Below are 14768 nucleotides of genomic sequence, written 5' to 3'. Positions count from 1 at the left end.
ATGAGACAAAATGAGACGAGTAGTCATCCTTTTCTTAATGATGGCGGTTTTTTTGAATTTTACAAGCAATCATTCATATGGTGTTAGTTCCGGTGTCTCTGCTTACCACGATTATAATGAGAAGGCTTATTGGGCCCAGCCTGTAACATGGGCGGTTGAAAATGGAATCGTGATGGGGTATCCGAAAGAGCAGCTATTAAAACCATACCAGGCGTTAACAGAAGCACAGTATTTGACCATGCTCCTCCGTTATCTTGCACCAAAGGAATTGGAATTGGCTTCAAAGGACGCTCAACATTGGGCCTCAAAGCAATATGAAATGGCCGCAAACTATCATCTTCCAGTAAAAGGAATTAAATCATCCCATACTGCCATCCGGCGGGGAGATACGGCTTTGCTTCTTGCACAAGCTGTAACAGGAAAAAATATGACGGAAAAGCAAGCAGTTCAATGGATGTATGATCAGCAGCTTTCGACAGGCTATCCTTCGAGCCAGGGGACTTATCTTAAAACGTATGAATCTTTCCATCCAGATGCGCTCCTTACTCGAGCTCAAGGAATGACCCTTTTGCACCGTTTTCATACAAGTGACCTTCCAAAAACCTTAAAAGTGGTTGAACAATCCCTCTTTCAGCAAACGAGAGATTTGTCCGTCAAAGGGATTGCAATAGGGGATGGGCAGTCCCAAGTAGAAGCATACTACGGAGAGCCCCAACGAAAAGGAATCAATGAGTACGGCCTTGTGTGGAATACGTATCATCAAAACTACAAACAGTTCTTCATGACAGGCTACGCAAACGGCAAAGTAGTTTCCTTATACACAAACCAGGATGTGGCCAATATTGGAAAAGAGATTAAGATTGGTTCCGCGAAAACAGCCGTCCGTCACGCATGGGGAACTCCTCTTAAAACAATTCAAAAAGGCGGGACGAACTACGCGATTGAAGATGAAGAATATGATACGTATTTGATTCGGAACGTGTATGTCACTTTCTTCTATGATTTGCATAACAGTGAGAAAGTAACCGCTGTTCAGTTGATGGAAAAAAGTGCGGAAGAAAGAAAGCAAGGCTTTTACGGGAAAGGAAGCGATTCTCTTCGCAAAGGCTTTGAATGGCAATTGTTTGATTTGGTCAATGCGACAAGAGTGAAAAACGGGTTGTCGATTTTAAAATGGCATGATCCTATTTCGAATACAGCTCGAAAGCATAGCGCAGACATGGCTAAGAATAACTATTTTAACCATCAAAATCTGCAGGGGCTTTCTCCTTTCCAGCGAATGGATCGGGACGGCATTTCCTATTCAATGGCCGGAGAGAACATTGCGATGGGGCAATTCAGCAGTATCTTTGCCCATGAAGCGTTAATGAATTCATTAGGCCATCGTAAAAATGTGCTGCAGCCGAAATGGACGTATTTAGGAGTAGGGGTTGCATTTAATGGAAATTCCATTCCATACTATGCCCAAAACTTTTTTACCCCATAGAAAGAATGAAAAATGCGCGATTGCTCTGCAGTCGCGCATTTTTTTACATTTTATTAGGTATATAAGTCCGATAAATAGGGTTTCGTCTATGTCAAAAGGAGCTTTAAATTTCCATATTTTTTTATTATATCATATGTTTACCAATCGTTACAATAATAACCGCTTTTTTTCTTGATAATACCATGTTAGTATTTTAATAGAAAGTTGCTCAGGTATTTCCCAATATGGGAAAAGTGGCATCTTTCGACAATAATCGACATAATCACCATAATCAATTACTTAACTACTTAAATTATGAATGAACAATACTTAGGGGGCTTTTCAACATGTCTAAAAACTATCGTAAATTCGTAGCTGGCACTGTAACAGCAGCTGTAGTAGCAAGCGCAATCGCACCAGCAGCAAGTGCAGCATCTTTCTCTGATGTTCCAGCTGATCATCAATTCGCGGAAGCAATTAACGATTTAGCAGAAAAAGGAATTTTTGTCGGAAAAGATGGAAAGTTCGATATCAACGGTGAATTAACTCGCCGTCAAGCTGCAGTTGTATTCGCTCGTTTAATCGAAGGCGAAGGCAAATTAGAGCAAGTATTCTCTGACGTTTCTTTATCTGACGAAGAATTAACAAAAGCAGCTTACGAAGTAAACGAAGCTGGTGTTATGACTGGTGCAAACGGTAAATTAAACCCTTATTCAAAATTAACTCGTCAACAAATGGCAAAAATCATTGTTGAGCACTTCGACTTAGAGCATGTTGAAGGTTCTGACGTTGAAATCAAAGACCTAGAAAAAGCTCATGAAAGCCAACGTGAATACATCCAAATCTTAGCTGAAAACGGTGTAACTCAAGTTGCTGACGGAAACTTCCGCCCAACTGAAACAGTAAAACGCGGCCAATTCGCTGCATTCGTTTACCGTGCGATGAACTTAATCAAAGAAGTGACTCCTGCAGTTGAAAGCGTAGAAGCAATCAACGGTAAGCAAGTTGAAGTTAAATTCGCTACTGCGGTAAGTGTAAACACAATCATGGACGAAAACGGCAAATTAAAAGATTCAGTTGCTATCGATACAGTAGCTGACGCAAAAGGCGTTGATTTATCAAAAGCAAAAGCTGAATTGAGCGAAGATGGCAAGTCATTAGTAATCACTGCTGCTGGAGATGAAATCTTCAAAGGTAAATATGCTGTAACAATCACTGGCGTTAAAGACGTTGACGGAAATGAAGTAGAAGCATTTGCTGGATTCTTCGTAGCTGAAGACACAACTCGCCCTACAGTTGCAGATGTTGAATATGTTGATGTAAACACAGCGAAAATCATGTTCTCTGAGCCAGTTAAAACGGTTGGTGAAGTAACGGTGAACAATGCTGATGCTAAAGTAGCAGCACACACAGCTGGTGAAAACTTCATCACTGTTGATTTAACAGCTGTTAAAGAGAAATCTGAAGTAGAAGTAACAATCGTTGGTGCAAAAGACTTTGCTGGCAACTACATTTCTCCAAACCCAGTGAAAGTAACTGTTGAAAAGCAAGAAGCAGATAAAGTAGCTCCTGAAGTAAAATCAGTACAAGTTTTATCTGATACAAAAGCAAAAGTAACATTCTCTGAAGCAGTAAAAGCTCCAACAGTAAAAATCAACGGCAATGCTGCAACAAAAGTAGAAGCTGACGAAGATGGTGTAACTTACACTGTAACACATGACTTTGCAGATGGCGTTAACAAAATTGAGATCACAGGTATCGAAGATAAAGCTGGTAACAAAGCAGAAGACTTCACAAAGCAAGTAATCGTTGCAGTAGATACTGAAGCTCCTGAGCTTGTAAGCCAAAAAGTAGAGAAAGTAGACGGCAAAGAAGTTCTTGTTCTTACTTATGACGAAGAAGTAACTGTAAGTGGACAAGAAGTAACATTCGAAGGTAAACATGTTGCTGACTATGTAACATCTACTAAAACATTCAAAGCTACTCCAGTTTTAGACAAAGATAATGCAAAAGTTGTAAAAGTTGCTTTAGCAGACGCTGTTAAAGGAAACTGGACAGTTACATTAGCAGAAGGTTTCGTAACTGATACAGCTCAATCAAAGAATAAGAGCGAAGCAGAAGAAATTACATTCGTACGCGGTATGGACGATGAGCAAGTTGACCCTCAAGAAGTGGCAGCTACTATCGTTGACAACGGTAAAAATGCAATCACAGTAACGTTCAATGGTAAAGTAAACGGCGCTTCTGCAGTTGACACTGACAACTATGCAATTGAAGGTGTAGAAGTAGAAAAAGCGGTTTTAACTAAAAACGACGACAACGGTGCAGCTGTTGAATTAACACTTGAAGAAGGTTCTGTTAAGGCTTCAGGAAACTATGAATTAACAGTATCTGGTGTTAAAGCAGCAGACGGTACTGCAGTGAAAGAAGTAAAAGATAATGTAGCTCTTGTTGAGAACGTATTGCCAGCTCTTCAAAAAGCTGAGTTAGTAAACGGTAAAGACATCGTCTTAACATTCAGCGAAAACATGGCTGCGGATTCTATCGCAGAAGGTACTCCAGTAGCTGACTTTGCTGTATTCGTTGACGGTAAAGCATATGAAGGCACTGTAGCAGAAGCAGTTGGTGCAAACGCTAAAGAAGTAAAGCTAACTTTAGGAACTGCTTTAACTAGCCAACAATTAGCGAAAGCTATCACAATCAAACCAGCAGAGAAATTCGAAGTAACAGATGCTGCTGGCAACAAACATGCTTCTTTCGAAGTGGTTGAAGTAACAAAAGCAATCAACTAATAAGGTACCTGTCACCACTCGAAATAACGCGACATATGTCGAAAGAGAGCTATCACATTCGTGATAGCTCTCTTTTTGTTGATTGGTTTTATAAAAAATATTGCAAAACAGGTTTCGCTCTCTTTTAAACTGGTTAAATATCCCTTGGAAGTAACAGTCTATTAACTTACCATATACTAAGGGGGATTTTTTTGAATGTCTACTAATTATCGCAAATTCTTGGCTGGGTCTGTATCTGCTGTTATGGCAACTGGGGTGATGGTTCCCGTTGCGCATGCGGCCACGTTTCCGGATGTCGAAAAGGGAACTTCTCACGCGGAGGCGATTGATGTATTAACGGATAAAGGGATTATTAAAGGTTATCCGAACGGCACTTTTGGTCCCAATGACCCTATTACCCGCGGTCAGACAGCGAAAATGATTGCACGTACCATTGAAGGTGAAGGGAAAGTGGAAGCGGTATTTACGGATGTAGCTGCAAACTTTCAGGATCAAGAACTGGTCAAGGCTGCCTACGAGGTATTCACCGCAAAAGCGATGACGGGTTCAAACGGCAACTTAATGCCTTACATTCATATTACACGTGAACAAATGGCCAAAGTGTTAGTAGAAGCATTTGATTTAATCCGCATCGCCGGAAAGGAAAGCCAGGTAAAGGATTTAGATCAAGCGCAGGATCAGTTCCGCTCTTACATTGAGATTCTTTCGGAAAATGGCGTGACCAATGTCGAGGTGTTCCGTCCAAAAGAGAAGGTAACGAGGGCGCAATTTGCCTCTTTCGTTTATCGTGCCCTAGCAGCACAGCGCGGTGATATTATGAAAGTGGCTTCATTGGGAGATATTCGAGTGAAAGAAGATCAGGAGGCCGACCTTCCGAAAACAGTGGAAGTTACATATGCCAATGGTGAAAAAGGGGAAGTAGAGGTTCAATGGAGCAAGCTGGACACTTCTAAGACAGGAGAATTTACAGTAGAAGGCACCATTAAAGGAACAGATAAAAAAGCATCTGTGAAAGTAATCGTCGAAGCGTTAATCCCAATGGTGACAAAGGTGGAAGCGGTCAACTTAAAAACCGTTGAACTCCATTTCAATAAAAAAATAAATGAGGATACATTAACAGCAAGTAATATTACGATAGATGGCGAAGCGGTTGAGTCGGTGGAGCTCCAAGATGATGGAATAACGGTAGTGGCGGCAACAAAATCTCTACTTATGAATAATAAGACTTATCGCTTCGTTGTAGACGGAATAGAGACAATGGGCGGAGAAGACTTCATGACGTTCGATGAAGTAATAAAAATGAATGATGATACGGCACCAGCTGTTTCTTCATTAAACTACATCAAGGCTGCCGGTAAAGTAACAATTCGTTTCACAGAGCCGCTTTCAACAATTGGAACATTAACATTAAAGGATGAAGGTGGCGTCACAAAAACCATTACCGCCCCGTTTACGGCAGGAAATGATGTTGTCGAAATTGATACCTCATCTCTGGAAAATGGACGCTATGCACTTACGATGGTTGGTGCGAAGGATTTGGCTAATAACTATTTTACCAATAATAAAGTGGAAGCCAATTTGACGATCGGTTCAGACGATCAAACAGCACCTGAAGTCCAAAAAGTCACTCTTTTAAGCAAGAATCTCGTCGAGGTCACATTCAGCGAGCCCCTTTATGAAGCGGGTACCATTTCGGTCAACGGTGACAATGCCTTCTCTTTAATGAAAGACAGCAAACTCGATACAAAAGGTGACTATAAGATAGATGCGACAGGGAAGGTTTATACAATTCACATCGGTTCCTTGAATAATGATGCTTTTAACAAGTTGACATTCACCGGTCAAAAGGATTATGCGGGCAACGAGATTAAAACGGTGACCGAGACGGTTTCTTATTTGGATCAAACGGCTGCGAGTATCGTAGAAACAAGAACAAAAGGCAATCTTGTATACGTGACCTTTAATGAAAAAGTCATCCTTTCTTCAGGTGCAACGGCTAGACTTGTAGCGCCGAACGGGGTCGTGCAGACGGTAAAAGCTGAAGATATTACAGTAAACCCTTATGATAGCGAACGAATTGTAGTGGATCTTAGTGAGCACATTTCTGAAGTGGTTGAAGGTGCATACCGTTTGGAGTTTGCTGAAGGCGGAGTGAAAGATTTAAATAATAATAGTGAAGCATATAAAGTCTATTTCACGTTAACGGCGGATGCGGATACGGTAAGACCGGAACTTTCCGATTCAAACGGCGAAGCAGCGGGGAACGTGACGTATGATGCCGCAAACGGGACAGTGAAAGTTCAATATAGCGAAAAAATGGGTGCAAGCGCCATTGATGTGAACAACTATACAGTCGATGGCATGAAAGTGTTTGAAGACGCCTACTTCAATGGAGGCATGCAAGAAGTTATTCTTAAACTGAAGGACGGACAGTTCAAGGAAAACGCAAATCGCGTCTTGAAGATTCAAAACGTAAAGGATGCGGCCGGCAATCTGTTAAAAGGGAACGTTTATCAAGAAACGATTCAGTTTATAGATAATACGAAACCTTCCTTATTAAGTGCCGTTTTAGCATCTGACGGCTCGAAAATCGTGTTGACATTCAACGAGGCGCTTACGGATGCGACAATCGGAGGAAGCGAGAGTACCCCTTCTGCTGATTTCGAAGTATTCATCGATAACACGTCCAAAGCGTATCAAAACGAGGCAGCGGTAGCCAATTCGGGGAACACAAAATACGAAATTGCATTCAATGAACCGCTCACGGCAACGGAAGCAGCCAAAGTTATGACGATTAAACCAGCGGCAAACATGAATATCACCGATCAAGCGGGTAACGTGTTAAGCAGCTTTGCCAATCTTCAAGTTACTAAATAAAATTCACGTAAAAATGGTCATGGGCTAATGTTTGCCCATGACCATTTTTGTAGATTAAGACTACTGAACATCGATTTCGACTCTGTTGCCCTGTTTAATTTCTTTACCTTTAAACGTCTTCCATCCTGGATGGACGATGAGCATATATTCTCCATGCGGTTTTAATGGCTCTTTCGGATGAATGGCTACTTGTCGAAGATTTGTTTGGGTGAAGTCGACAGGGACGGATTGACCGCCGAGTTCAACCAATTCAATTTTTTGACGGAGTAAAGAATGGCCGTTTACCGCTTCAGGGAACGTGATCGTAAAGTCTTTGGCTGATTCGACATCTTTTAAGTCGGGCCACTCTTTATACGTTTTGTACTTTGCTTCCAGCCATGCTTCATGGGCATCTTCCAACGGAGTTTCCGTGATAATGTGGGGAACAATTCCCGTTTGCTGGATCACTTCTCCTTTGGGTGTATAAAAACGATAAGTGGTCAGCTTTAAGACATCTCCGTTTTTCAATTCAAATAATGTTTGCATTAAGCCCTTTCCGAAGGTCTTTTCTCCATATAAGACAGCGTTATCTGTTGCTTTTAACGTCCCGGCTACAATCTCGGAGGAGCTGGCGCTGTTTCCGTTTGTGAGAAGGGCGATAGGACTGGTAAATTTCCGTTTTTGCGGGATTGCCGGATAAGCTTCTTTTCCCGCTCTGCTTTCAACGATTAAAGCTGTACGGATCGATGGAAACATTCCGAGCATTTCAAGAGCGGAATCGACATAGCCGCCCGGGTTATCGCGTAAATCGACAATCCAATGTTCAACATCGGGCATGTCCGCAAGTGCTTTTTGTAAAGAGGGTACCGTTTCTTCATTGAAACTAGCAATGTATATATAACCGGCATTTCCTGCTAAACGTTCTGTGATGATCGTTGGAAAAACAATTTCTTCTCTTGTTACACGAAATGATATTGTTTCCTCACTGCGCTGAATAACAAGCGATACGCTCGTGCCCGCTTCTCCTTGAAGCAGTTCGGCAGCCTGTTCAAGAGTCGACCCAAACAGCATTTGGCCATTAACCGAAATAATGATATCTCCTTCCTGTAATCCGGCGCGATCGGCAGGGGAGCCGGGGTATACAGTTGGAATCATGAGCTTTTGCTCCTGCTGCTCAAGGCCGATGCCGATTCCGACATAACTTTGATTGATGGCATTCATGAATTGCTGGTACTCTTCTGCTGTAAAGTGCGTGGAGTACGGGTCGAGCTTCGATAAAACCTCATCTACGGTCGGCAGATGAAGAACGGAATCATCCACTTTATCTACATAATAATTTTTGACATAATTTCGAACTTCTTCAATTGGTTCTGCTCCGTAAGCACTAGATGTAAAGCAAGAAAGAGCCATAGTGATGGCAGCCAAGTGCACCGTGAGCTTGCGTGTAAGCTTCATCCTTTTTTCCCTATCCCTTCCTATGAATCTTATTGTATTATACAATAGTGAGAGAAAAATAGTCACTAGTTTCCATAATGTGGGATAATCTTACAAATTCCACTGACTATTTTCAGAGAAAAATAGCGAGGAGTGTTGGGGAGAATGGATTGGAAAAAACCGTTGCTTGCGCTGGTACTTGGCTTCCAGGTTGTTGCGAGCGGCATGCCTGCTGCGACTGTACAAGCCATTGAAGTATCAAGCGGGACGGTCAGTGAACGTACTCAAGTGACGCCGGGAGTGGCATACAAGGACATTCGACACGGTGGTTCGACACCGCAGGCGGTCCGGGTACTGGAAATGAATTTAGCAGATCCTTATACAAAAGTAGAGGTTGGAGTACCGGACCCGCTATCGAAGCGAGCAACCGTTACGTCCCAGGCGAAAGCCGATACAAGAGCGGGACATTCGGTTGTTGGAGCTGTGAATGCAGGGTTCTTTCATTTTGATACCGGCCTTCCGGCTTATTTACTGGCCGTGAACAATACCATCATGAATTTAGGGGTTATTTCAAGCGGTTTTGATGAATATATGAGCGTGCCGACTGCATTTGGAGTGGGGGCTGACGGAAAGCCTTTGATTGATCAGTTTGCCTATCAATCTTCCGTCACGTATTCAGGCGGCCAGCTTTCAGTTTCTTCTATTAATAAAGCGCGCGGTACAAATGAAGTGATTCTATATACACCGCAATTCAGTTATTCGAGTACAAGAACAAACTCGTATGGAATGGAAATTGTCGTTACGAAAGCTTCCAAGCGTGTGGATCAAGGCTTGCAATTTGGAGAGGTTGTAACAGGGACGGTTCAAGCGGTGACTCCATACGGTGCGGGGAACTCCGTCATTCCGCAAGACGGTTTTGTTCTATCAGTTCAAGGAGGAACGTTAGCGGCTGCCTTAAAGGATATGAAGCCGGGTGATCCGATTCAGTTGACGGTTGACATCGAGCCGAAATGGAAAAATGCCGAATACATATTGGCGAGCGGTCCGATGCTTGTCAAAGACGGGAAGGTCTCGATGACAATTGATCCGAACAGCTCGCGTGCGAAAGAGCGTAATCCGCGTACGGCTGTGGCCGTCAGCAAAGACCGCAGCAAAGTCTTCTTTGTGACAGCGGACGGACGTCAGAGCAGTTACGCAAAAGGGATGACATTGACAGAGTTTGCACAGTATTTAGTGAGCCTTGGCGCTGACCGGGCATTAAACTTGGACGGGGGCGGTTCCACGGCGATGGCAGTCCGTAAGCCGGGAAATATTTATGCGACATTAGCCAATTCCCCGTCACAGACGGCAGAAAGGGCCGTATCAACGACTCTTCAAGCTGTCAGCACGGCTCCTATTGGTGAAGCAGTCACGTTGAATGCAGGATTGACCGCGCCATCTATCGCCACAGGAGGTACGACCACTGTTAGCATTAAATCGGCATTGGATCGTTATAACAATGTCATAAACGTCGACGCTTCCAAAGCATCTTTATCAATAGAAGGTGATCTTGCTGGTACGTTTAATGGCATGACCTTTACAGCAACAAAAGGGGGAAGCGGTTCGATCGTCGTGAAATACGGACAAGCCGTTGTGAAACTGCCGCTGACCGTAAATGATACAATCAAGCAAATTGTGATTCAACCAAACTCTCTTCCAATCGGGGAAGGAAGCACAGCACAGATGGCTGTCAAAGGAGTGGACGGAAATGGAAATGCAGTGACGCTTAATCCTGCAGTCCTAAAATGGTCCGTTTCCGGAAATGTGGGAACCATCTTACCGAGCGGTTTATTTACAGCGGGAAGCGTAAAAGGAAAAGGTACCATCTCGGCTTCCTTTAATTCGGTATCCGCTTCTATTCCGGTAACGGTGGGAAGTGATCCTCTTACTGTGAGCAGCATGGACGATGTGAACCAATGGAATAGTTCGACTGCCCGTGCAAATGCATCGCTTGCAGCAAGTGATGTCGTCAATGAAGGAAAGGGAGCAGTAAAGCTTCAATATGACTTTGCGCCGGCAAAGGGCGAAATTGCGGCGGCCTATGTCAACGCAAAACAGCCGCTTGCCATATCGGGTAAACCGTTAAGCTTAGGTATGTGGGTACATGGAGACGGAAAGAGCCACTGGCTCAGAGGGAAGATCGTCGACGGAAACGGTACGGAGCATACGATCAACTTTACAGAAGAAGGCGGTTTGAATTGGACGGGCTGGAAACATGTCCAAGCTCCTATTCCTGCCAATGCGGTAATGCCGCTGCAGCTGAAACAAGTTTACGTGGCGGAAGCATCTGCTGAAAAACAGGGAACGGGCGCAATTACGTTTGATGGATTGCAAGCAGTCTACAGCAGCGAAACGTCTTTTGCCAAACCGTTGTTTACGGATGTAAAAAATGATCACTGGGCATATAATGAAATCCAATATTGGACAGAACTCAACGTCATTACAGGATACGGCGACGGTTCCTTTAAGCCGGACCAACCGCTAAAACGGGCCCATGCTGCCATCTTATTGGCTAAAGCGATGAAGTTGGATACATCCAACCCTGTCGATCCGGGCTTTTCCGATGTACCGGCAGATCACATCTATTACAAGGAAATTGCCACGATTGCCAAGATGGGAATTGTAACAGGTAAGCCGGATGGGCGCTTCGATCCGAACGGGATATTAACGAGAGCTCAGATGGCTGCCATTTTGACTCGGGCATACGGTCTGGAGGGAAATATGTCTCAAAACTTCGCTGATGTGCCGAATAGTTATTGGGCTTACAAGGAAATTTCTGCGCTAGCAGCCAATGGCATTACAACAGGGTATAAGGAAGATAACACCTTCCGACCACAAAACCCGGTGACACGTGCACAGTTCAGCGCGTTCCTCTACCGGATTCTCCAATAAATAACACAGAAAGGATGAGCAAAGAGTGCCCATCCTTTCTGTGTTATGAGAACCTATGTAAGCTTTATCCAAGCTAAAAGGATGGATAAGTTCCCATATTCATAATTTAAGATTTTTTTATTTAGTTAATGTATAAGAATACTGAAAGAGGGCATACTAAAGCTAACAAGGTTATATCCCCCCTTTCTCAAGGCCCTGCGCAATCGTGCAGGGTCTTTTTTCTTTTTTATTTTAAACCGGATACGATTTTCTTGAATTCATCCATCGTTGTGTAAGGATAAACGCCGAAACGCTGGATTTCGTAGAGTGATTCGTTCGGTTCCGCGTAGCCTTCTTTTGTGGAAAAAGCAGCTGTGTAACCAGCTTGTTTTAACAGCGAAATGGTTTGAGGCGTGTACTGACCGAAAGGATAGCAAAAATAAGATGTTTGAAGGATGTCACGGCTTGTCGTGAAATCAGCCATCAACTCTGTTGGAGATTTTAATAAAACTTGTGATGTCATTCCTTCTAAATTATGCAATCCGTTTGTATGGCTGCCAAATTCAAACACATCTTTCATGCTTTCCATTTCCTGTGTACTTAAGAATTGTAAGCGGGCCGGGTCGAAAGCGGCGGGCAGCGGCTGAATGCGATTTGTAATAATAAAAGCAGCGGCACGCATATTGTATTGTTTTAAAATCGGATACGCATATAAATAATTGGTTTTATGACCATCATCAAATGTAATCAGAACCGATTTTTTAGGAAGACGAAGCTCACCTTTCATAAACAAGGCTAATTCATCTGCCATAATCGTTGTATAGCCTTCATCCGCCAAGTATTTCATCTGCTGATCAAAGTTTTCTAGATTTAAAATCACGTTATTGTTCGGGAACTGGTTCTCAGCTTGTCTTAACAGATGATGATACATGAGAACAGGAACGGCTGTTGCATAAGGTGACTCCTCCTTAGGGGGAGTGATGTCTGATTTTGCTACAAAACCTTTGACACCGGCAATGTCAATGCCGTAAAAATCACCTTGTTCAAACAAAACGGGGTACGTCATTCCTTTCAATAAAGAAGCGACCACCTTTCCTTCGGTTGAAGGAGAAACGAATACTGATGTATCTTTTATCGCTTTAATCGATGCGTCGGTAGGCTCGTAACTAATATTGATAGACTGGATGTTTTTATTTTCAGCCTTTTTTATCCGGATCTTAGGTACATAAACATCTTTTTGTTCTACCTTTAGCTTGTACCAGTTTTGGCTGGCTGATCCTTGAAGGTCATAAGCCTGCTGGGAGTTTAAAATCATATAAGGAACCAGCTTGCCGTCAACCTTTTCATAAATCATGACATGATTGTATTTCATTTCAACCCAGTTTTTCTTTGGTTCGTTTTGTGCATATGCATCGATTGTCCATACGTGGCAAAAAACAGTGAGTAACAGTAAACATATTACGAGTTTTTTCAACATAATCATCCATTTCTCTTAAACTTTTGGTTCCTCTGTCCGATAAAAAGGACAGACTAACTATTGGTTAACTGGTTTAAATACCCAAAATATTATACTTTAAAACTACTATATTTACAATAAATTACATTATTGGAATGGCATATCTTTGGGACTAATAACCTGTTCTAAAAAATCAGTACTAATATTTTATGGAAACATAGTAATATATTTGTTAACCTAGGAATATGTTGTAAATTGAAAGGAGCCGTCAAATTATGTTGAAAAAAATCCTATCCTGCACTGCTGTAGGGTTTTTTGTCGCGATGTCACCGTTTTCTGGGGCTGCACCTCAACCGGTCATGGAGGTTAGCGCAGCAGCAAGTTTTTCTGATGTTCCGTCCACTCATTGGGCAAGCAAGGAAATTTATTATTTAAACTCAAAATCTATCATTCAAGGATATGGCAGCTATTTTGCGCCTAACAACTCACTCACGCGTGCTCAGGCGGCAAAGATGCTTATCATTGCGTTGGGAGAAAAAGAAGCAAGTGTTTCTTCAGCAAGCTTTACGGATGTTCCAAAAAGCCACTGGGCTTCCGGCTGGATTGAAAGAGCGTATCAGCTTGGAATTTTCACTGGAAAAGGCGATGGGAAATTCGGTCCGGAGGACAATTTAACGCGTCAACAAATGACCAAAATTCTTGTTAATGCGTTTGATGTGCCAATTCCGGCCGATCGGAATGAACCGTTTATTGACGTATATATTAATCACGAAATGCGTCCTTATATTAGTGCACTTTATAACGAAGGAATTATTACGAAAAATGATGGTTACTTTAAACCATTTAACTTGGCGGACCGTGCCATGTTTTCCGCTTCTTTGGCGCGCACCATCAACCCGGATTTCCGTGTGAAATCAACGGATGATGATGTGTCCGGTGTGGAGACGGAAAAGCCTCCGGTGTCCATTGATACGTCGACGGTAGCGGTATCATTGACTTCCGGCTTAAATGTTCGTTCGGGTCCATCTACAAGCAATGGGGTAATTGGAACACTTTCAAAGGGGAAAACGGTTCCCGTTTTATCTGTAAGCGGCAACTGGGTAAAAGTCCAATATGGAAATCAAACCGGTTATGTCAGCAAACTTTATTTGAAACTGAAGAATACGGAAGGAAATCCTGTCGCTCAGCGGGTGATTGTCCTTGACGCCGGACATGGCGGAAAAGATCCTGGAGCGGTCGGTTCCGGTATTACAGAAAAACAAATTGTAATCGAAGTGGCAAAGCGTGTGGAAACGAAGTTAAAAGCAGCGGGTGCGACGGTCATCATGACTCGTTCTGGTGATACATATCCAACGCTTGGGGACCGTGTCGATTTGGCCAAAGAGAAATATGCAGATATGTTTGTAAGTATCCATGCCAATTCTGCAAGCCCAAGCGCAAACGGTGCGGAAACATTTTATGACACTTCACAAAACTTAAATGGCGAAGAGAGCAAAAAACTCGCTTCTGAAATTCAAAAGCAAATTGTAGCACTAGCCGATATGAACGATCGAGGCATAAAAGACAATGACTTCTATGTTCTGCGTAATAACGATATGCCAAGCGTTCTTGTTGAGTTAGGATTTATTACAAACTCAGGTGACTTAGCCAAATTAAAGTCAGAGGAATATTATGACTTGTTTGCGGAAGCCATCTATCGCGGGATTGTCGAGTACTATAAAAAATAAAAAGAGGTTGAAGGAGGGTGTCCCAAAAGGTAGCGCACAGCGCTAACCTTTTGGGACACCCCTGTTTTTTTATGTAAAAAAACAAAAAGAATCGCCTGTTTTTGATATACTGTAGTCACCACAACAAA

General features: G+C 42.8%; 7 protein-coding genes. 5 read left to right on the top strand and 2 right to left on the bottom strand.

The window, feature by feature from the left end; translation table 11 throughout:
• Positions 1-10: 10 nt before the first annotated feature.
• The 3 genes from BK575_RS25695 (at position 11) to BK575_RS25685 (ending at position 7134) form a co-directional block, all read left to right on the top strand.
• Positions 11-1486 carry a CAP-associated domain-containing protein gene (locus BK575_RS25695; protein WP_078414357.1) on the top strand — a complete coding sequence of 492 codons (1476 nt, stop codon included), beginning with the start codon at positions 11-13 and terminating at the stop codon, positions 1484-1486.
• A 326-nt stretch (positions 1487-1812) separates the two neighbouring features.
• The gene (locus BK575_RS25690; RefSeq protein WP_078414356.1) at positions 1813-4257 is read left to right on the top strand and encodes an S-layer homology domain-containing protein; all 2445 of its coding nucleotides are present in this window, start codon (positions 1813-1815) and stop codon (positions 4255-4257) included.
• Between the two features lie 195 nt (positions 4258-4452).
• Complete coding sequence (locus BK575_RS25685; RefSeq protein WP_078414355.1) at positions 4453-7134, top strand: S-layer homology domain-containing protein; 2682 nt, start codon at positions 4453-4455, stop codon at positions 7132-7134.
• A 60-nt stretch (positions 7135-7194) separates the two neighbouring features.
• On the opposite strand, the gene BK575_RS25680 is transcribed toward BK575_RS25685, so the two are convergent.
• On the bottom strand, positions 7195-8568 hold the full coding sequence (locus BK575_RS25680) for a S41 family peptidase (RefSeq protein ID WP_078414354.1): 1374 nt from the start codon (positions 8566-8568) through the stop codon (positions 7195-7197).
• 144 nt (positions 8569-8712) lie between these two features.
• On the opposite strand from BK575_RS25680, the gene BK575_RS25675 reads away from it, so the two are divergent.
• Positions 8713-11478 carry an S-layer homology domain-containing protein gene (locus tag BK575_RS25675; RefSeq protein ID WP_078414353.1) on the top strand — a complete coding sequence of 922 codons (2766 nt, stop codon included), beginning with the start codon at positions 8713-8715 and terminating at the stop codon, positions 11476-11478.
• A gap of 226 nt (positions 11479-11704) precedes the next feature.
• On the opposite strand, the gene BK575_RS25670 is transcribed toward BK575_RS25675, so the two are convergent.
• Entirely contained in the window at positions 11705-12940 is a 1236-nt protein-coding gene (locus BK575_RS25670; protein WP_078414352.1) for a polysaccharide deacetylase family protein, read from the bottom strand.
• 248 nt (positions 12941-13188) lie between these two features.
• On the opposite strand from BK575_RS25670, the gene BK575_RS25665 reads away from it, so the two are divergent.
• Positions 13189-14640: an N-acetylmuramoyl-L-alanine amidase gene (locus BK575_RS25665; protein WP_078414351.1), complete on the top strand. Its 1452-nt coding sequence runs from the start codon at positions 13189-13191 to the stop codon at positions 14638-14640.
• The last annotated feature ends 128 nt before the right edge of the window (positions 14641-14768 follow it).

Source organism: Priestia abyssalis (assembly GCF_002019595.1).
GTDB classification, from domain to species: Bacteria; Bacillota; Bacilli; order Bacillales; family Bacillaceae_H; genus Bacillus_BA; species Bacillus_BA abyssalis.
Note: the sequence above shows the minus strand (reverse complement) of the source record. Positions and strands in the feature narration are given on the sequence as shown.

What these genes read in the sequence shown, in the direction of transcription:
- BK575_RS25670 (WP_078414352.1), bottom strand. Translation starts at nt 12,940, where the DNA reads ATGATTATGTTGAAAAAACTCGTAATATGTTTACTGTTACTCACTGTT.
- BK575_RS25675 (WP_078414353.1), top strand. Translation starts at nt 8,713, where the DNA reads ATGGATTGGAAAAAACCGTTGCTTGCGCTGGTACTTGGCTTCCAGGTT.
- BK575_RS25690 (WP_078414356.1), top strand. Translation starts at nt 1,813, where the DNA reads ATGTCTAAAAACTATCGTAAATTCGTAGCTGGCACTGTAACAGCAGCT.
- BK575_RS25680 (WP_078414354.1), bottom strand. Translation starts at nt 8,568, where the DNA reads ATGAAGCTTACACGCAAGCTCACGGTGCACTTGGCTGCCATCACTATG.
- BK575_RS25685 (WP_078414355.1), top strand. Translation starts at nt 4,453, where the DNA reads ATGTCTACTAATTATCGCAAATTCTTGGCTGGGTCTGTATCTGCTGTT.
- BK575_RS25665 (WP_078414351.1), top strand. Translation starts at nt 13,189, where the DNA reads ATGTTGAAAAAAATCCTATCCTGCACTGCTGTAGGGTTTTTTGTCGCG.
- BK575_RS25695 (WP_078414357.1), top strand. Translation starts at nt 11, where the DNA reads ATGAGACGAGTAGTCATCCTTTTCTTAATGATGGCGGTTTTTTTGAAT.